Genomic DNA, 19,140 nt, shown 5'->3' on the forward strand with positions numbered 1-19,140 from the left:
AGGTGAGAGTTACATGCCGGTAATTAAAGTACGTGAAAACGAGCCATTTGACGTAGCACTGCGTCGCTTCAAGCGTTCATGCGAGAAAGCAGGCGTTCTGGCTGAAGTTCGTCGTCGTGAGTTCTATGAAAAACCGACTACCGAACGTAAGCGCGCTAAAGCGTCAGCAGTTAAGCGTCACGCCAAGAAACTGGCTCGCGAAAACGCACGCCGCACTCGTCTGTACTAAGTCGTTCCGGAGGTCCGCCTCCACCGCGTGATTCACGCAGACAGAGTCAAGTAAAAGGCCGTGCTTTCCGAAAGGAAGCGCGGCTTGTTGCCGTTTATGAGCTGAAAATCTGGGGCGTATGGCTGGACGAATTCCACGCGTATTTATCAATGATTTACTTGCCCGCACGGATATCGTGGATCTTATCGATGCCCGCGTTAAGCTGAAAAAGCAGGGTAAGAATTTCCATGCGTGCTGTCCTTTCCATAATGAAAAAACGCCCTCTTTCACCGTAAACGGCGAAAAGCAGTTCTATCACTGTTTTGGCTGTGGTGCGCACGGCAACGCTATCGACTTTTTAATGAACTTTGATCGTCTGGAGTTTGTTGAAACGATTGAAGAGTTAGCCACTTCCCACGGTTTAGACGTGCCTTACGAAGCAGGCAGCGGGCCCAGCCAGATGGAACGCCATCAGCGCCAGAGCCTGTATCAGCTGATGGAGAGCCTGAACGGTTTTTATCAGCAGAGTCTGCAGCAATCCAGTGCGCAGCCCGCACGGGACTATCTTGATCGTCGTGGTCTGAGCGCCGACATCATCAATCATTTCGCCATAGGTTACGCGCCAGCAGGCTGGGATAACGTTCTCAGGCGTTTTGGTAAGCAATCGGAAGACCGCGAGTCATTGATGGAAGCGGGCATGCTGGTCAGCAATGACAAAGGCCGCACCTATGACCGGTTTCGCGACCGCGTCATGTTTCCAATCCGCGATAAGCGTGGACGCGTCATCGGGTTTGGTGGCCGGGTACTGGGTAACGATACGCCGAAGTATCTGAACTCACCGGAAACCCCTATTTTCCATAAAGGCCGCCAGCTCTATGGCCTGTATGAAGCAGTTAAGAACCATCCTGAACCCGCCCGCCTGTTAGTGGTTGAGGGGTACATGGACGTGGTTGCGCTGGCGCAGTACGGGATCGATTACGCCGTCGCGTCGTTAGGCACCTCAACCACTGCTGAACACATTCAGTTGCTGTTTCGCAGCACCGACACCGTGATCTGCTGTTACGACGGCGACAGGGCTGGTCGCGAAGCAGCATGGCGTGCGCTGGAGACCGCATTGCCTTACATGAATGATGGTCGTCAGCTACGCTTTATGTTTTTACCCGATGGGGAAGACCCGGATACGCTGGTACGCAAAGAGGGTAAAGCCGCCTTCGAAGCGAGGATGGAGCAGGCCATGCCGCTCTCTTCGTTTTTGTTTGATACCCTGCTGCCGCAGGTGGATCTGAGCTCACGCGACGGAAAAGCGCGTCTGAGCACGCTGGCTTTACCGCTGATTACGCAGATTCCCGGTGAGACCTTGCGTATTTATATGCGTCAGGAGCTGGGGAATAAACTGGGTATTCTTGACGACAATCAGCTTGAAAAACTGATGCCGAAGCTTGCTGCAAGCGGAACGGCACCGGTTGCGCCACCGCTGAAACGGACCACCATGCGCGTATTGATTGCGTTGCTGGTTCAGAACCCGCAACTGGCCACTCTGGTGCCTTCGCTGGATGGGCTGTCTGAGTCAAAAATGCCGGGTTTACCGCTATTTATCGAATTAGTGGGTCGCTGTAATGAGAATCCTGGATTGACCACCGGACAGCTACTAGAGTTATATCGCGGGACAAATTTTAGTCAGACGCTTGAAACGCTGGCGATCTGGAACCACATGATAGTAGATGAAGAAGCCGAAGCGGTGTTTCAGGACTCGCTGGCCAGCATCTACGATTCAGCGCTTGAAGAGCGACTGGAGTTTTTGATTGCACGTGAACGCACCCAGGGACTCAGCGCCGATGAGCGCCGTGAGCTCTGGACACTGAGTCAGGCGTTTGCCAGGAAGTCATGATTTATCGCACGCTGCCCGCACTGAACGGCAGATTGCCTGTTTTAGTGCCGCTACAGCCAGTTTCGATTCCCTGAGCACTGCCGGGGGACAGAATGGCAAGTAAGCCAGGCCATGAGCACAGATTTTAAAGGCCGTCGGCGTCGAAGCCAGTCTGGTCACCGCCAGCGCACAGCGCCCGGAGCGTACTGAAGTACGTGAGGAGGGCGAGCACTGCCGGGGAACAGAATGGCAAGTAAGCCAGGCCATAAGCACCAAAAATTTATACAAGCGGCTTAAGTGCCGATAACTGTTGGGCAAAGCCCACGCCGCGACGAAGGCAGCGGCAAGAATTAAACGCCTTCACTGCTATTGTTGGCGCGCTGCCGACCGACACCAATCTAATTTAACAGAAGTGTGGATACCGTCTTATGGAGCAAAACCCGCAGTCACAGCTCAAGCTTCTTGTCACCCGTGGTAAGGAGCAAGGCTATCTGACCTATGCTGAGGTCAATGACCATCTGCCGGAAGATATCGTCGACTCCGATCAGATCGAAGACATCATCCAGATGATTAACGACATGGGTATTCAGGTGGTTGAAGAAGCCCCGGATGCCGACGATCTGATGCTGAATGAAAACAGCTCCGATACTGACGAAGATGCCGCGGAAGCTGCCGCTCAGGTGTTATCCAGCGTTGAATCTGAAATCGGGCGTACCACTGACCCGGTTCGCATGTACATGCGTGAAATGGGTACCGTTGAACTGCTGACGCGCGAAGGCGAAATCGACATCGCCAAGCGTATTGAAGACGGTATCAACCAGGTTCAGTGTTCTGTAGCCGAATACCCTGAAGCGATTACTTATCTTCTGGATCAGTACGACAAAGTTGAAGCAGGCGAATCACGCCTCTCCGATCTGATCACCGGTTTCGTCGATCCTAACGCAGAAGAAGATCTGGCCCCTACCGCAACGCACGTGGGCTCTGAACTTTCTGAAGCCGATCGTAATGACGATGAAGAAGAAGATGAAGAGGATGACGACAGCTCCGACGACGATAACTCAATCGACCCGGAACTGGCGCGCGAGAAGTTTTCTGACCTGCGTAAGCAGTATGAAACAACCCGCTCCGTGATTAAAAGCAAAGGCCGCAGTCATGCTGCCGCCGTTGCTGAAATCCAGAATCTCTCCGACGTCTTCAAGCAGTTCCGCCTGGTACCGAAGCAGTTCGATTACCTGGTAGGCAGCATGCGCACAATGATGGAACGTGTCCGTACCCAGGAACGTCTGATCATGAAGCTCTGTATTGAGCTGTGCAAAATGCCGAAGAAAAACTTCATCACGCTGTTTACCGGCAATGAAACCAACGAAAGCTGGTTCAAAGCCGCACTGGCAATGAACAAGCCGTGGTCTGAGAAGCTGCTGGAAGTGCAGGATGACGTGATGCGTTCCCTGCAGAAACTGGCACAGGTTGAAGAAGAGACTGGCCTGACCATTGAACAGGTTAAAGACATTAACCGTCGCATGTCGATCGGTGAAGCCAAAGCCCGTCGCGCCAAGAAAGAGATGGTGGAAGCGAACCTCCGTCTGGTTATTTCGATTGCCAAGAAATATACCAACCGTGGTCTGCAGTTCCTCGACCTGATTCAGGAAGGTAATATCGGCCTGATGAAAGCGGTAGATAAGTTTGAATATCGCCGTGGTTACAAGTTCTCGACCTATGCGACCTGGTGGATCCGTCAGGCTATCACCCGCTCTATCGCCGACCAGGCGCGTACTATCCGTATTCCGGTGCATATGATTGAGACTATCAACAAGCTCAACCGTATTTCTCGCCAGATGCTGCAGGAGATGGGCCGCGAACCGACGCCGGAAGAGCTGGCTGAGCGTATGCTGATGCCAGAAGATAAAATCCGCAAAGTCCTGAAAATCGCTAAAGAGCCGATCTCGATGGAGACGCCGATTGGTGATGATGAAGATTCACATCTGGGCGATTTTATCGAAGACACCACGCTGGAGCTGCCGCTGGATTCTGCTACCTCAGAGAGCCTGCGTTCTGCCACCCACGATGTGCTGGCTGGCCTGACCGCGCGCGAAGCGAAAGTGCTTCGTATGCGTTTCGGTATCGATATGAACACGGACCACACGCTGGAAGAAGTCGGCAAGCAGTTCGACGTTACGCGTGAGCGTATTCGTCAGATTGAAGCGAAAGCGCTGCGTAAACTGCGCCATCCGAGCCGTTCGGAAGTGCTGCGTAGCTTCCTCGACGATTAAGTCCGACAAAAACCCCGGTTCGCCGGGGTTTTTTATGCCTGCCTGTTACCGCCCCTCCCCCACCACGCCGGGACTCAGTCACACTCCGGATGCAGTTCCTGATACAGCTGGCGATACGCTTCGACCATCTCATCGAGCGATGCACGATTAAGCCCACTGGGATTCGGCAACACCCACACCTGAGTTTTCCCCATGCAGATCGGCTGTTTGCCCCATTCAACTTTGCTCTGCTTAAAGGCGCGGCGAAAAGCATCCTTGCCCAGAATAGCCAGCGCGGCGGGCTGATAATCCAGCACCTTCTGCATCAATCGCTTACCACCATCCCGCAGCTCATCAGGCGCTAACTCACTCGCCTGCACCGTGGGCCGCTCGACCAGCATCGTAATGCCACAGCCGGTTTCGGTCAGGCGCTGTTCTTCTTCCGGTTTCAGCTGTTCCCGGGTGAATCCCGCCAGATGGATCACCTTCCAGAAGCGATTACCGGGATGGGCAAAGTGATAACCCTGATGGGCAGTCGACTGACCGGGATTAATGCCGCAGAACAGCACATCAAGACCGGAGGAGATGATGTCGCGGATAGCGTGCTCACTCATGCCGCCACCTCCAGCGTGCGCTGCTTCAGCGCAGTCCGGCTGCGTTGCAGCATCAGGCTGGCCTGCTCCGCATCCGGATTAGCTCGCGCCAGCGCCAGCGCGCCGGTCATCTCAGCCATCATGCTGGAAGCCAGCGTTTCTGCGTCAGGCAGCCTCAACGCCTGCAACATCTGCGTCAGACTGGCATGCATCGCATTACAGCCCTGTGCAAAGATCTGCCGCGTCGGGTGTGGAAGATGCGCCACTTCGCTCATCAGCGCCGCCAGCGGACAGCCCTGTGCTGGCGTATTGCGATGTGCCTCGGACAGGTAGCTGTCAATAAAGTCCGCCAGCTGCTGCGCTGGCTGGGTCACAGACTGAGGGGGCTTAACGATATCGGCTTCAGCGAACATGTGCTTCAGCACCTCCTCAACCAGCTCTTCACGTGACGCAAAGTGCGCATAAAAACCGCCATGAGTCAGACCGACCCGCTTCATCAGCGCCGCCACACCAATTCCTTCGGTGCCGGTTTCACGCATCACCCGTGCCGCTTCATCAAGGATACGCTGCCGCGTATTCGCCTTGCTGCTGTGCTTCTCCATCTTTTTCCCTCTGGTTTCTGCCCGGTAGCTTCTGGCTATCATAGTAATTATTACGGTCATCATACTCCAGCTTGACGACCAATATGATGATCGTCATATTTATGCTTATGACGACCATCATATGAGGAAGAAAAGATGTCACTATCGGGCACAGCATTAATTACCGGCGCATCGAGCGGTATCGGCGCGACCTATGCAAAACGGCTGGCAGCACGCGGATATGATCTAATCCTGGTTGCCCGGGATCAGGCACGTCTCACCACGCTGGCTGACACGCTGGCACAGCAACACGCTATTCAGGTAACCGTCATGAAGGCTGACTTAACGCATGAGCAGGACCTGCAGCGCGTTGAATCGGAACTGGCGACCAACCCACAGATTACCCTGCTGCTGAACAACGCGGGCATGAGCGTGGAAGGCGAATTCCTGGAAGCAGACATCACGCGCATCAACAGCATGCTGGCGTTAAATATTCTGGCCCCTACCCGTCTGGCACAGGCGGCTGGCCGGGCATTTAACGCTCGCGGTCACGGCGTCATTATCAATATCGCCTCGGTGCTGTCGCTGATGCACGAGATGTTCAACGGTGCCTATAACGCCACCAAATCTTACATACTGACCCTGACGCGCGCCCTGCAGCGTGAGCTCGCGGAGAGCGGCGTACAGGTACAGGCGGTATTACCCGGCGCGACCCGTACCGAAATTTTCGACCGCGCAGGGCAGTCGATCAATGAAATTCCGGCTGAGATGCTGATGGACGTTGATCAGATGGTGGATGCCGCGCTGGCCGGTCTCGACAGCAAAGAGGCGGTAACCATTCCGGCGCTGGAAGATTTACAGTTGTGGCACGACTACGATCGGGCGCGTGGCGCGATGGTCCCTCACCTTTCGCGGGATAAATCGGCATCGCGTTATCATCAGCACTGAGTCAGCCTCAACCCGTCGCATCGGAAGTCCGGTTTGGCTAACGGTACGGAGAAGCATTATCCGTACCATTTTGCGACTTCAGCTTCACGAGTTGCCAGATTTGTTATAGAAATCAGCAGCTAAATCGCTGCTGCTTATTTCAGCAACCAGTGGCGGAGTGCTGGATCGCCCTGAAGAGATACTTTATAATCCCCGCTCCGCTGGCCCCTTAGCTCAGTGGTTAGAGCAGGCGACTCATAATCGCTTGGTCGCTGGTTCAAACCCAGCAGGGGCCACCAAATAAAACAAGGAGTTAGATGAGAAATCGTCTGACTCCTTTTTCTTTGGGCGCGAATCAGGTGATGTAGTGGGTGACGTAAGTGAATGGCTGGGTGACGTAAGTAGTATGGGTTTAAATGTCTGGCTGGCCGGTTGCCAGAAACCTGATTTCCTTTTTCGAAAAGCCTGACAGCCATCCACATTCAATCATTAAGACAGCCTTATCTGCCCCCCAGGATTGCAGGACAAAAACAAGCCATGAGTTTCGACGATTCCATTCAGCAATTGCGTAATGAGCAACTCGCGCGCCGGTCCGATACAGAACACTTCATCAGTGTTAAAACTCTTTTTGAACAGCTCAAACAGCGTTATCCAGATCAGAGCTACAACGCCCTGTGTCTTTTAGCGTTAAAAAAGTATCGACGTTCAGAGCATCAGCCTTCGCTTTATTGGTTCAGATATGAAAGCTGGTATGACACTCCACCCATTGTCCCATACCAGCTCCTGGATAAACATGGCGCGCCAAACATAGGTGCTCCTGACTATTATCCTAATGCCGAGGCGGCACTGCGGGCGGTAAGTGATGATGTCATGAATACTGATAAGCTGGCTGATTGTGGTTTTCTGCGGACAGAAATTGCTGACGCGCTTGGAGTTCCGCTTGATACTACAAGGCCCGAAGCACCAATGTTTGAACAAGATACCCTGGACTTGAAAGCTGAAAACCTGTCACTTAAAGAAAAAATTGAGGCGCTGGAAAAACGTCTGGCTGCCCCTATAGAGAAAGCCGAAACTTATGCAGCTAAACGGGAAGAGTTTTTCATCGCTGTTATCGCCAGTTTATACGACAAAAACCGGCTCATCCCATCAAAGGATTTACTGCCAAAAGCACCGGAGCTTTTGAGGTTGGTCGAAAGTAAGATCCCGCTATTCTGGCCAGCGGAAGGGTGTTTTCCAATGAGTGAAGAGCAATGCCTGAAAATTCTTCGGGAAGCGATCAGCCTGCTTGAACGCGACGTGACTGATCTTCATCAGTTGCGGGCTGAAAAGAGACAGATGCAAAAAACAAGAAAATTAAACCTTCTTAATCAGTAGGATAACAAAGGTCACCAAGGTATCTTTCTAAGGTATCCACGACATAAACTCTCTCGGTTTTTAAGATACGTTTCATCTTAATTCTTTACCGAGAGACCTAACATGAAACACATCAATTCTTTATCTACAACTGTCAGCCATCTTCCCGGGCCCCAACGCCTGATCCGCATTCATGAAATGATGGCTCTTTTGAATTGCAGTCGTACTACTCTTTACCGCTGGGCAAACAGTGGGGAATTCCCTGCGCCAAAAAAACGCGCCGGAAGAACCATGGGCTGGACAGTCACGCAATATGAACAGTGGCTCGATAACTGCTACTAGATCTGTAAGAAGGGCTGGGATTTCCAGCCTTTCTTTTTATCTGCTGATGCAACCGTTTGAAACAACAAGCGCATCAAATCGTTATCAATTCGTGATTCTGATACATCCGTAACCCTATGATAAACATCAAAACTGGTAATCTGGATTCAGCCCATCAGGAACCGGTAATTAATAATATTGCGCGCAGTACGGTTTATCCGGATATCCGGGCCAAAGGCGAGTTTCTGTATGACGATGTTCTCTGGCCAGTCATGCCTGAAGAGTGTCAGCAGGATGTGAAGATCATGAATTCTTTGTTCAAGGCAGTTGATAGAACTTATGCCAGTTGCTCTCGCTTTCTGGCAATCCGATATGATTTTCATCTGCCTCAGTACACGGCTGATAACCGCGTTATTACCCGCTTTCATCAGCTATTGATTCCTGCTCTAAGGAAGGAGTATCCCAAAAGCTTTGCTCGGGTGTTTTGGGTCAGAGAACAGAATCAGGCACCAGCACAGCATTATCATTACCTGCTGATGGTTGATGGCAACTGCGTGCGTCATCCTCTTAAAATTAACAAGCTGGTGGAGAGATGCTGGAAAATAGCAACGCGCGGAACGGTCTGGTTTCCAAAGCATGGTTACTATTTAATTCGAAAGAATGACACTGAGGCCATGACCGCATTATTACTGCGGGTAAGTTACTTTGCTAAGCGGCACTCTAAGGAAGGAATTGCTAAAGACATTGCGCGTTCCGGAACCCGGCATTACCCGTTTTTAAAAAAAGCCAAACACACTAAAACTGCGCAATTACGTACTCAGATTGCCCATTTTGATCGGGCACAAGCGCATTGCCCTATTCCCGGAAAGCTGGATTCGCTTTTCACTCCCGTAAAGCACTCTGCTGGTAAGCCTACGGCACTAACTTTGTCAGATAGCCAACAATTGGATAAGGCTGCCTCTCTGCCAATGAAGGCGCTCAGACGAGCGCTGCAGCGTTTTAGCATGCTTAAAGGTCGCCTGCCTGACGGTAATAGCGTCGTGGCTGGCACTAAACTGAAACCTCACTGGCACCGTCATTTTGAGCGCTACTACCGCTATTACTGGCCATGCAATATCAGCGTTTCACAGTATTGCCGCTGGTATTACCTAAATCCGTCTACTGCAAGCCGCTATTTGTGTAACTATCTGGTTAATCCATGGTTGTTAGCGTGCTGGCTGTAAATACTACTTTGAAAGTTGATAACGATGGAAAATAAAACAAGCAGAAACGCTAAAATTTCGGTGCCTCACTCACTTAATCGTAAGATGAAGACTTATGTAGGCGGCATTGATTGGCTAACCGGTTATGAAATTGTGCCGCTGACTGATAAACAGCTTTTGCAAAGAAAGCAGCATCTGCATGCTCTTCCTGCAACGCTGGATGAGTTGTTTGAGCGTTTCCTGCTGCCTGCCATAGAGTGCGACGTGCATTACAAGGACTACGACTTCTGGAGCGATACGTGGCGCATCCAGTGGGCATATCACAAACAAAATTATCGTCGTGAAGCGATTTTGAATGGTGTAACGCAGCAACAATATGCACAAGCGCATAAGCTTCCTAAGCGCTTGATGTACAACAACCTGCATAAATGTGGAGGTGCAGCAATCCGTGTACTGTTTTGGGTTTATCATCGTCGACAGTTCCACCAGCAGCAGCGGCTTACGGTCCAGGAATATATTTCTGAGCATCAGCTTCCCCAACGTACAGCACATCGTCAGTTGTCGCGACAGCCAATGAGTGATATCTGGGCAAAGCATTATGAAAACTACTACAGTGATGCGTGGATAAGGCATTGTAACGTCAGAGAGTATGCCGATTTCTACGGTTTGAACGTTACTACGGCCCGCCAGTATCTGTTTAACTTTCCTATAGGGCTTTTTGATCCCATATTGATTAAACCCTGGATGTGATTTTTTCAAAACATCGCTGAAAAATATGATTATGAATTCTGATCACTTAATAATGATCAAAACTATCAAACGGTAAACAACGCAATGATCAGAATTTGAAACTCTACAATCAGTTTTTGTATATAAAACAAGCACATCTTGACTAGAGTGAGAAAGAGATACACCTTGTGTTTTAACTTAGTGAACCGCTCTGGAAATCAGTGGCAGTTAGCACTACAGGCGCTTGATGATGAAATGCCCGGCTTTGCACGTGACTGTGCTGACCTGTCCCCAGTATTAGATACAACGCTCAGTTAGTATTGTCGGTATGTTGACCTTGTAATTTTCCACTTCACCATATTGAGTCGGACGGTGTATCCCGGATGAAGAGAACGAATGAGGAGGCAATATCCTGTATCAGTATTCGCTGTTATGCTGCCAGGCATGTTTGATCGCCGTGCTGAATTCTACCTGCTGGATATTCTGTAAAGCATCGTCAAGCATCTGGTGCCAGAACTCCTCGTCCAGATCGTCATAGGCGTCGTATAACGCTGTAACCTCTCTTAAGACATGGCTCAGCATTGTTTTTCTGCGGCCAGCCAGTGATGGATCACCGTTCAGATTGAACACCCGTATAGTTTCCTGCGCTTTCATAAGCTTCTGACCGGCAGCGCCTTTTGCGGGCATGACTAAACCGGTCGTCAGGAATAGCAGATATTCATCAGGATCGTCCTCATCGGGTTTGATCAGATGCTCTACATCATATTTTCCTGCACCATTATCCTTGTAGATCCCGCAACGAGCCCATCCCCCTTTCTTGCGGGTATCCCCGCAGGAACCGAACAGGTTATTCCAGTCAAAGGTCAGGTTTTTAAAACATTCTCTGGTGCGGAAATGTTCAACGTGCTTTCGGTCAAGATCACACTCGCAGTAGGCACAGAAATTCCCCTGCATTTGCGTCAGATAAGGCCAGATATCATCAAGGTCTACATCTTTCCATTCATCTCGCCCTCCCCTGTATTGTCCAAGCTGTACCGGGCCTGCGGGTCGTATCAGTGCTTTCATCCCTGTGTATCCTTTTTGCGTTTTGCTCTGGTGATTTTGTTCTTCATGAGATGCAATCGCAGCACACTTTCCGCTTTTTTCACCGCGGTACTGCCCTCGCCAAAATGCTTCGTGATGTCTTCCATGAGTGCACGAGACTCCCTGCTAAGATCGTCACTATTCTCCAATAGCGATCGCTCAAAGTCGCTCAACAAGAAGGACTCGCTGATGTTCATTGGGGTAGATGAAACGTGCATCACCTGCTCGAGAATTTCGCTGTTCTCATTGCCTTTGGTCTGGATGGGCGGCAGGTCCAGATTGTACTCACCGTTTTCATTGTTTCCCCGGAATTCACGAATGCATTCCCGGTGTGTTGTGGACAAAACAATCGGGCTGTGAGTCGTAATAATGAACTGAATATTGGGGAACACGGTGCGCAGGCTTGGAACAACGCCCTGCTGCCACCTTGGGTGCAGGTGCAGCTCAATCTCATCAATTAACACGATGCCCTGGCCTTCAAGCGGATTTTTCAGCACCGGATTCAGCATCACCATGCGGCGGGCGAGATCTGCAACCAGCCCAAGGAATACCCGTTGCCCATCGGAAATCTGTTCAATGCTGACGTCGTTGCCATCATTGATAACCCGAATGATATCGGTACCTGAGGCGGTATCGACCCAGATCCGGCTGATACTGGGGATAACCGATGTGATCGCAGTGGATACAATCTCCATCTGGGTTGCTTCAGACATCGTTTTACTTGTCCGATGTGTCAGCAGCTTACGTTTAAGGGTCGACAGTTTCTTGTTCGTTTCCTCCACCAGCGGCCTCACGGATTCAACCCCGGAGTCCAGGACATTTTTGAGCGCAGTAGACTGTGCCTCCAGCACCGCTATCAAGGCCATGTCCTCGGCATCGCTGCGCTTGTGGAGATAGATAAACCATTCAGCAAAATGGTCAAAACGACCCGCACCCGACAGGGCCTGGTTGTAGGCGTCAAAGCGCTCTTCTCGCTTTTCATGACTTTCTCTGGTCTGCTTGCTGAGCGGGTGAGATCGCTCCACAGAATAGAATGCGAAGAGGGGAAGGTTAACCGTCAATCCTTCATTAATAACCCGCCAGACGTCAGCCAGCTCTTTTGCCTGTTTCACGCTGCTTTCCCTTCTTTCCGCGGCTCCAGGAACAGAACGTGAAAGGCGAACCGAAATGTTCTTCAGACCTTTGCCGTAGGTAAAGCTCGAATTAACGTCCGTAAAAGTTTTTTCCGTATCATTTCTAATATCTGAGTGCTCATTCAGACGTTGTCCGCTGCTATCCTCTTTCAAAATGTTGGCGCTGAACCAGCTGAGCGTGCGTGCAATGGCCGTCAGTATGCTGGTTTTACCCTTACCGTTGTCACCAATGATGATCGTAAGGTCTTCTTCAAAGTTAACGCTGAGCTGAGCGAAGCGCCGATAATCCGTCATCGAAAGAGAACGCAGGTTAAAGCTGTTCTCTGGCTGGTATACGTTCAGGTTATCCTGCGCGGGCGCCTGAATGTAATTCCAGCAAAGATCAAACCACTCCTGTCTGGCCTCTTCCTGCTCGCGCGAGCCACCGTCTCTGGCATGCTGGTAAAGTTCAAAGGCAGCCAGCAGATTTCCTTTTCTGGCACTACGCGCCTTCTGTTTTGTCACTGCTGCCTCCTTATGCGATCCATCAGTTCAGTCGTGTACTTCGCGTTCATTCTGACAATGAATTCTGGTTCTATGTGACTTGCAAAGGCCAGAAGGCCAACCAGATAGGCTTTATCCTCGTTATCAAGCGTATCGTACTGATGTATCAGATGCTTGATGAATCGCTTTCGCTCCCGCCCTAAAGACAGCTCGCCTTCGTTATTCAGCGTGACCCCTGTGACGTGACGATTATGCGCTCTGGACGAAAAAAGGGTTTTTCCACGATTGAGCCGAAGTTTACTGTTAAACAGCTGCTTAAGCAGGGAATCAATCAAGGCTGGAATGGTGCTGAGTACTCCCGGCATTCGGGTGGAAAAGGTCAGGTCATCAGCATATCGGGTGTAAGCAACCTCCAGATGCCGGCATGCTTCACTAATGCGCCTGTCCAGTTCAAGCAGGCAAAAGTTTGAAATCACCGGTGACGAGGGGGCTCCTACGCTCAGTATCAGTCGTTTGCTGCGTTTCGCCGGTTGCCAGAACAGGATCCGCTCAACATACCGGCGTTCCTCTTTCAGAAACTCTGGCGCATCTGCAGAACAGTGCTCCAGGCACTGCCAGAAAATGTCAGGCGTGAGAGAATTAAAAAAGTCTTCCAGGTCTGTTTTGAGCAGGTAGGGATTACGCGCGTGCACCAGCGCGTTATCCCGGATGCTTTTACCTTCCTGATAAGCCGTGGCGCACTCATGAACCGGAAAATGGAACAGCTCTGTGAAGGCACGCTGGTAAGCCTTAAGCTCTTTCGCAGGCTGCGCGATTATCCTGAACCCTGTGGTGCGTTTTGGAATACGGTACACTTTATATTTACTGGGCGCGTTTTCCAGGAACGCTTTCACCGCCAGATCGCTCTGGTTCAAGCGCTTGCCTAAATCGTTGATAACCGACATAAGTACACCTGTGAAAAAAACCGGCAGGGTTAACCTGCCGGGTTTAACTCTTTACTGGAGGAAGCGAAAGTGTCGCAACCCGAGGGAGGAACGAGTAAGGGGTGCGACACTTTCGCAACCCCAAATGCGCTCAATAAATTAGAGTCTGGCTAAACACCCGACTAGACGTAATACGTCCGACGCTAAAGAGTTAATAAAGCTTATCGCACACAGGTGACCTTCACAACATTGTTTAACAGAGTACATTCAGTAGGTTACTGACCAGGATGCCCACGACCGAAACTGCTTGCCGACAGCCTGTGGGGTAACATCACATGCTTTGTCTGCCGCCAGTCGATGCTCTCCAGCAGCAGGGCCAGTTGAGCGGTTGCCAGCAATACTTAACGTGGTGGGACAAGGGTCAATTGAAACGGCAGCGCTGACGGCCAAGCTGCCAACTTTTTTCGGTCACAATCAAGCTTATCTATTGATGAGGTTCACTTGAGAGGAAAGCGGACTGAGTTCCCGGCCAGCGTCTGAGGAAACGGAGTGTTCCCCGGATGCTGCCTCCCAGCCATCCCGTTTTAAACTTCAATACCCCGATCGTCACCCATGAATTCTTTTAGTTGCTCCTCGCTGGGTTCATCAAAGCTCTGAAAACGCGGCATCTCTCGTATCTCTTCTCCGCAGGAGTGATAAAGGCAGGTATAGGTCAATCTGCCACCGAAGCCCTTGCCATAGCCCTCACTGTAAGCATTTTTTTCCCCAGCCACCGCCCACACAGCAACCAGTTCTTTCTCATGCAGCAATTTGAGGAATGCTTTTCTGTCAATGAGCCCTGCGCTGCGTCCTGCGTGAGTGACTGCAGGATCCCAGAAAATGACATTATTGCTGCTGTCCTGAAAAAGGATAGATCTGCCATCCTTGAGCCGGATTTTCATCTCATCCATTATCCAGGATGCTGGCATAGAGATGTTAATGTTATCGGTGACAGAACCGTCATAGCCTCCTGTCATTGCGGAATATTCCGCTGTGGTGGGCAATACTGATATCCCTTTTCCGTGTTCGCGACATCCGTTTGGTAGCCACTCATCAAACCAGTCAGTATAATCGGCAGTAAAGCTGTGCCTGGGGTATTCACCCAGATGTACGTGATTGCCTCCCCCTTCTGCAATAGGGAGATCTAAATCAGTGGTAAAGTGCTTTGCGGACATGATACTGAGCGCCGTGCCCAGATCCTGAGCAGAAATAACGATGCAACCTACCCGTCTCCAGCTTTCGGTTCTTATTTCTTGAGCGGACTCGCTCCAGCCTTCAAAGCCTCTGAGAACAAGCCAGCTGTGCTCGTCCTCAGGGGATGTGACAGTGATGACATCAGCCCCATCCAGAATATCCTCATCCGAATGTAACCAGGCAATGGCCTCAGTAGCCGTCATGGCTGGCAGGTAGGGGGCAGTACCAGCCCAGAATGCCTCTCCCTTAAAGTCTCGCCATCCTACTTCAGACGTGTTTGCAATCAGCAATGAAGGATCAAGGTTGCGCATGGCCACATTATCGTCATCCCATGAGGGCAACCGGGCCAGATTGTCTCTCATACGAGCTAGGAGTTCGTAGAGCGCAAGCCACTGGTACTTCTTGCCGATGCGTTCAAGCATATGCTTATTGCGGCTTCCCCTTATTCTGGAGTCGAGGTGGTCGTGAAGTTCGCTACTCCAGCCCAGTTCGTGTGCGCGCATAACGACCCAGCGCCGCGCCCATCCAAGATTGAATTCAGCGGCGCTGCTTCCTGGAACGCGTTGATACATACCGTCATTACGCCAGTTCTCTGCTTTGGCACGCCATTCTTCATAGGCCGAATCACCCACGACAGTACGGAAATGCAATTTTGCCTCATTGATGCGCGCACGCTCTTCAGTAGAAAAAGCACTGCTTTTGGGTCCCTTGTGACTGAGCGCCTTAACTAACGCCTCGTATGCCTCAAGCATTTCCGGTGAAGCTGACAATTTGAACTGCTCAAACCACTCCTCTTGCAAGTCGAGAGCTGTAGGCAAAACGGCAGTCCCCAGAGGTGCCGGGCTCCAGTCTCTCACCGCAGGATCAAGAACGTATCGGCCAAAGTCACCGTCGATACAGGAATTGACAATCTCATCATGCCCTCGTCTTCCAGCCCCATATTCACGCGTGTAAGCGTCAATTGTGTCTTCAGAAACGTACTCAATGGGCCAGACGCTTTTAAACGATACCTGTGAAGTAATCATGAGAACGGGGTCATCAGCCGCTGCATTTAGTTTCGCGTATTCAATCAGTCCAAGAGCATGATCCCGCAATAGCGCATTCTGTGTGAGTCGCTGATCAGAGAAAAGGTCGCGATGGATGGTGAGAGCTGTGTTTGATAGCTGATCTTGTCGCCAGCGTCCCTGCATTGCAGCACCATAGAGAGATGCAAGTACACGCTCGGTCACGTAGCCGTCATCAAGCCCCCTGAAACGCTCCCAAACGGCGCTTGCCAGTGCAGGCCGGTCTGCCAGAAGCGCAACCAGTGCTTTGGTTGCGCGATCCCGTAGTGGACGCCGCGTAGCTGTCAGAAACCATGCAAGCTGAACAGCGGCCAGTTCCGCACGTTCCGGTGTAATGCGCGATTGATTAGCGTGCCAGGCCCAGTTAACAAGGTGATCGGCCCGCTCAAAATAGGCAAGATGCGCAGTCCAGCAGGCGTCGCGCTCGGGCATGCTGAGCGGTCGAAGTTCGGCATCAAGAAAAGTCACATTAAAGGCATGGCCTGGCTCAGACGCAAGCGCGATTAACGTGTCATATCGCAGGTCATCGTCACCTGTTTCCTCAACCAGCTGCCAGGTGCGCGCGCTGAAAACTGAGAGCTGCCGTGTTAGCAGGCTTTTTTCAAAAGGAACTGCCAGCATGTCTGCGCAGGGAATGCCGTGCAGATCCAGCAGTTCAAGGTTGTATTTCTCCGGCAGTTGGACTGCCAGCGCTTCAAGTAAACCTGCTCGTATGAAGGAACCTTTATCTGACAAGGCAGCATGAAGTGGAGTACCGTGCTGACAAAGCCCGCCAATACCGTGAAGAGCACTTCTTTCCAGCAGGTTCGCTGTGATCATGTGATCACCAACACGCTCGAACTCGAAGCGAACAATCTCATCCTCATCGCTGACCGAGTGCGTGTCTGGCTCAATAGCCAGCATGCCCTCATTTGCCAGCTGGAACAGGAGATCATTGGCCATTTCACTGCCATTGTGAATGGTTCTAATCAAAGCATCCGCACGACCATAACCCAGTTGCCCCCGCCCCGTATCAGCCATTTCCTTTACAAGAAGCGCAATGGCTTTTTGCACGATCTTACGAGCCGGTACCACTCTCAGAGTCGTCTCCACATGCTTTGTGACTGCAGCGGTGTACAGCGCGAAAGTACCGGATATGCCAGACAGGGTTTCAGGTAAGATCGTTTCACTTTCGCCATTATTAACTGCATCACTGGCAAGCCGAAGGAAAAGTGGATTTTGCAGCTCTTCAAGCTGGCGCGGCGTTTCCGGAACACTGATCCCCCGTTTCGAAAGATAATGCACGACCTCTGCATCACTGAAACCTTTGAGGTAAACACGAGGTAGTTTATTACCCTCAAGCGTGGCAGGAATCACCACATCCTCATATGTGGAGCGGCAGGAAAGCACAACAGTTATCCAGGGAAAGTCACTCAAATCTTTAAGCAGCCCGGGCAGTCGTTCTGGCCATATTGACTGCCCATTTTTTTCGTTCAACGCATCAATGGCGATGAGCGTGCGAACACCTGCCGTTTCACCCGCAGCGTTGAGTGCTCCCAGGAAATGCTTCACCTGCAGGTGCTTAGGCAGATCTAACTCTTTTAAAATTTCACCCCAGGGTTCTGCATCAGGTAACTTACCCCCAAGGATCATCAGCGCAGGTCTGTTGTATTGGAGTTGGTGAGCGCATGCGTCAGCAAGAAGATGTGATTTACCCGATCCTGCATCTCCCAGAATAAGCAGCGCCCGCGAATTAATGTGCTGGCAGCGCTCAGACCCAATTATCCGTGCGGCTGCATAGAGTGCACTGACAAGATTGGACGCTTTGGATAACGCAGGGTGAGACTTGTCCTGTTCAGAATGCTTGATTTCCAGTTGGTTTAGCCACGTCAATGCCGCCCCCGTGGCTGCTTCGACCGTGTTTTTCAGGTCCAAGGCAGGAAAAGGTTCTGGTCTACTTAAAGCAGCCTGACGTAACGCACAGACGGCGCCGTGAATAATACTTTTTTCGTCCCCATCACCGCACCCGGGCATTGAACGCAGTTTATCTTCGATCTTTTCGGCATTATTCTGTATTTCTTCAAATACGGAAGGATCTCTGAGCGCGGCAAGTATCGATTGCCTGACGGGTTGGTTGATATGGTTTTCAGGACTGTATCGATCACCCAGACTAAATTTAACGCGCTCAAAAGCGTTTGAGAGCCACTCTGGCGTCAGAGTTTCATTATCGAACCAGAATGCCACACGACCTGCTGCTCGGGGATTATTGACGGTGAGCCTGATTTTAATTTCGTGAGCGTCCCAGCGCTCAATTGAAATCTTTCGACCTGACGCACTGCAAAGTTCTGTTTGCTCAGTCGTCCATTTGTTCCATTCAGCCAGTGCTGTCTGGACGTTGTCTCTACGTGAGTCTGAAAGATCGAATGGGAAGCAGGCGATAAAACGGGTCATCGCCGGATGTTTAATTAGAGCGGTCTTCAGCGAATTACTTAGTGAGGTCATCATGCTCTTAAAATCGGAGTAGAATTTGACCTGCCACCCTATTTCCGATCCATCTTTCAGCATGGCAAAACACTCCACGCCCGCGTCACCCCCACGCCCCTTTCGATCGAAGCGAATGCGGTCCTCAATCGGTTCGTCATTTGCCAGCTGGCAGCAGAGCTCTTCGAATGCATCAGCCTGACTGCTTCGGTGCGGGCGAATTTCATACAGATTTATGTCGGGTAGAGCCATTTTGAACATATCCTTATTCAGTTAGTCTGGCGGTGTAATCTGCCTAATTATGATGGGGTATGTACTTGATCTGAACGCCGCCTTGCCAGAAAAAGGCTCATGTCAGTGAAAACGTAAACGCACCAATGAATACCTGATAAAACAGACATTGTCGTTTCTACGCTGTCTCGCTGACCCTTTCAGAAAATAAAAGCACTACATGACGGAATGCTGGCCTGCCCCAGTATTAGGCTTCTCACGACGATGAGCGCGCCATGTTGCCAGACGGAACAACCTTTTACTCATCGCACACTATCTCCCAAGAATACATGTACCAAACGTCCTATCGTTAGAAGCGTTACTGATTGAACTTTTCCTAAGCCAGCTAGTAGAAGAGAACTCTCTACTGCAATTACAAGCGAGTGTAGCGGTGACCCTGAGCATTGATGGACACAAGAGGATAATCAATAAGGAGGGTTTAACAAAAAGCACAAAGCTGC

Annotated in this window: 14 protein-coding genes and 1 tRNA gene; 9 read left to right on the plus strand and 6 right to left on the minus strand. The window is 51.0% G+C overall.

Features of this window, described 5'->3' with window-relative positions:
* The first annotated feature begins 13 nt into the window (after positions 1–13).
* The 3 genes from rpsU to rpoD all read left to right on the plus strand — a co-directional run bounded on the left by rpsU (position 14) and on the right by rpoD (position 4,345).
* A complete protein-coding gene (gene rpsU / locus N5J69_RS13775) occupies positions 14–229 on the plus strand; it encodes a 30S ribosomal protein S21 (RefSeq protein WP_001144069.1) in 216 nt (71 codons plus the stop codon).
* Positions 230–347: 118 nt separating this feature from the next.
* On the plus strand, positions 348–2,096 hold the full coding sequence (dnaG, locus tag N5J69_RS13780; RefSeq protein WP_279771044.1) for a DNA primase: 1,749 nt from the start codon (positions 348–350) through the stop codon (positions 2,094–2,096).
* Between the two features lie 407 nt (positions 2,097–2,503).
* The gene (rpoD, locus tag N5J69_RS13785; protein WP_279771045.1) at positions 2,504–4,345 is read left to right on the plus strand and encodes an RNA polymerase sigma factor RpoD; all 1,842 of its coding nucleotides are present in this window, start codon (positions 2,504–2,506) and stop codon (positions 4,343–4,345) included.
* A gap of 74 nt (positions 4,346–4,419) precedes the next feature.
* Here rpoD and mug read toward each other — a convergent pair whose 3' ends face one another.
* Positions 4,420–4,938 carry a G/U mismatch-specific DNA glycosylase gene (mug, locus tag N5J69_RS13790; protein ID WP_279771047.1) on the minus strand — a complete coding sequence of 173 codons (519 nt, stop codon included), beginning with the start codon at positions 4,936–4,938 and terminating at the stop codon, positions 4,420–4,422.
* On the minus strand, positions 4,935–5,519 hold the full coding sequence (locus N5J69_RS13795) for a TetR/AcrR family transcriptional regulator (RefSeq protein ID WP_279771048.1): 585 nt from the start codon (positions 5,517–5,519) through the stop codon (positions 4,935–4,937). Before N5J69_RS13795 ends, mug begins: the two co-directional genes overlap by 4 nt.
* Positions 5,520–5,654: 135 nt before the next feature.
* On the opposite strand from N5J69_RS13795, the gene N5J69_RS13800 reads away from it, so the two are divergent.
* The 6 genes from N5J69_RS13800 to N5J69_RS13825 all read left to right on the plus strand — a co-directional run bounded on the left by N5J69_RS13800 (position 5,655) and on the right by N5J69_RS13825 (position 10,051).
* Positions 5,655–6,446, plus strand: coding sequence for an SDR family oxidoreductase (locus N5J69_RS13800; RefSeq protein ID WP_279771049.1), 792 nt, complete (start codon positions 5,655–5,657; stop codon positions 6,444–6,446).
* Positions 6,447–6,648: 202 nt separating this feature from the next.
* Positions 6,649–6,724 (plus strand) — tRNA-Ile (locus N5J69_RS13805).
* Between the two features lie 238 nt (positions 6,725–6,962).
* Complete coding sequence (locus N5J69_RS13810) at positions 6,963–7,799, plus strand: hypothetical protein (protein ID WP_279771051.1); 837 nt, start codon at positions 6,963–6,965, stop codon at positions 7,797–7,799.
* 102 nt (positions 7,800–7,901) lie between these two features.
* Positions 7,902–8,120 carry a helix-turn-helix domain-containing protein gene (locus N5J69_RS13815; RefSeq protein ID WP_279771053.1) on the plus strand — a complete coding sequence of 73 codons (219 nt, stop codon included), beginning with the start codon at positions 7,902–7,904 and terminating at the stop codon, positions 8,118–8,120.
* Positions 8,121–8,236: 116 nt separating this feature from the next.
* Positions 8,237–9,322, plus strand: a complete 1,086-nt coding sequence (locus tag N5J69_RS13820; protein ID WP_279771055.1) for an inovirus-type Gp2 protein — start codon at positions 8,237–8,239, stop codon at positions 9,320–9,322.
* 24 nt (positions 9,323–9,346) lie between these two features.
* Complete coding sequence (locus tag N5J69_RS13825; RefSeq protein ID WP_279771057.1) at positions 9,347–10,051, plus strand: hypothetical protein; 705 nt, start codon at positions 9,347–9,349, stop codon at positions 10,049–10,051.
* A 396-nt stretch (positions 10,052–10,447) separates the two neighbouring features.
* On the opposite strand, the gene ptuB is transcribed toward N5J69_RS13825, so the two are convergent.
* The 4 genes from ptuB to N5J69_RS13845 form a co-directional block, all read right to left on the minus strand.
* Positions 10,448–11,095, minus strand: a complete 648-nt coding sequence (gene ptuB, locus N5J69_RS13830; RefSeq protein WP_279771059.1) for a retron Ec78 anti-phage system effector HNH endonuclease PtuB — start codon at positions 11,093–11,095, stop codon at positions 10,448–10,450.
* A complete protein-coding gene (ptuA, locus tag N5J69_RS13835; protein ID WP_279771060.1) occupies positions 11,092–12,750 on the minus strand; it encodes a retron Ec78 anti-phage system effector ATPase PtuA in 1,659 nt (552 codons plus the stop codon). Before ptuA ends, ptuB begins: the two co-directional genes overlap by 4 nt.
* Positions 12,747–13,673, minus strand: a complete 927-nt coding sequence (locus tag N5J69_RS13840; protein ID WP_279771061.1) for a retron St85 family RNA-directed DNA polymerase — start codon at positions 13,671–13,673, stop codon at positions 12,747–12,749. Before N5J69_RS13840 ends, ptuA begins: the two co-directional genes overlap by 4 nt.
* Before the next feature lie 563 nt (positions 13,674–14,236).
* Positions 14,237–18,670 carry a hypothetical protein gene (locus N5J69_RS13845; RefSeq protein WP_279771062.1) on the minus strand — a complete coding sequence of 1,478 codons (4,434 nt, stop codon included), beginning with the start codon at positions 18,668–18,670 and terminating at the stop codon, positions 14,237–14,239.
* Positions 18,671–19,140 lie beyond the last annotated feature (470 nt).

Source organism: Pantoea sp. GD03673 (assembly GCF_029844725.1).
GTDB lineage: Bacteria > Pseudomonadota > Gammaproteobacteria > Enterobacterales > Enterobacteriaceae > Pantoea.

Excerpts from the sequence above, each read along its gene's own strand:
- N5J69_RS13815 (WP_279771053.1), top strand. The coding sequence starts at position 7,902 with ATGAAACACATCAATTCTTTATCTACAACTGTCAGCCATCTTCCCGGG.
- N5J69_RS13800 (WP_279771049.1), top strand. The coding sequence starts at position 5,655 with ATGTCACTATCGGGCACAGCATTAATTACCGGCGCATCGAGCGGTATC.
- mug (WP_279771047.1), bottom strand. The coding sequence starts at position 4,938 with ATGAGTGAGCACGCTATCCGCGACATCATCTCCTCCGGTCTTGATGTG.
- rpoD (WP_279771045.1), top strand. The coding sequence starts at position 2,504 with ATGGAGCAAAACCCGCAGTCACAGCTCAAGCTTCTTGTCACCCGTGGT.
- N5J69_RS13825 (WP_279771057.1), top strand. The coding sequence starts at position 9,347 with ATGGAAAATAAAACAAGCAGAAACGCTAAAATTTCGGTGCCTCACTCA.
- N5J69_RS13845 (WP_279771062.1), bottom strand. The coding sequence starts at position 18,670 with ATGTTCAAAATGGCTCTACCCGACATAAATCTGTATGAAATTCGCCCG.
- N5J69_RS13810 (WP_279771051.1), top strand. The coding sequence starts at position 6,963 with ATGAGTTTCGACGATTCCATTCAGCAATTGCGTAATGAGCAACTCGCG.
- N5J69_RS13840 (WP_279771061.1), bottom strand. The coding sequence starts at position 13,673 with ATGTCGGTTATCAACGATTTAGGCAAGCGCTTGAACCAGAGCGATCTG.
- ptuB (WP_279771059.1), bottom strand. The coding sequence starts at position 11,095 with ATGAAAGCACTGATACGACCCGCAGGCCCGGTACAGCTTGGACAATAC.
- N5J69_RS13795 (WP_279771048.1), bottom strand. The coding sequence starts at position 5,519 with ATGGAGAAGCACAGCAGCAAGGCGAATACGCGGCAGCGTATCCTTGAT.
- dnaG (WP_279771044.1), top strand. The coding sequence starts at position 348 with ATGGCTGGACGAATTCCACGCGTATTTATCAATGATTTACTTGCCCGC.
- N5J69_RS13820 (WP_279771055.1), top strand. The coding sequence starts at position 8,237 with ATGATAAACATCAAAACTGGTAATCTGGATTCAGCCCATCAGGAACCG.
- rpsU (WP_001144069.1), top strand. The coding sequence starts at position 14 with ATGCCGGTAATTAAAGTACGTGAAAACGAGCCATTTGACGTAGCACTG.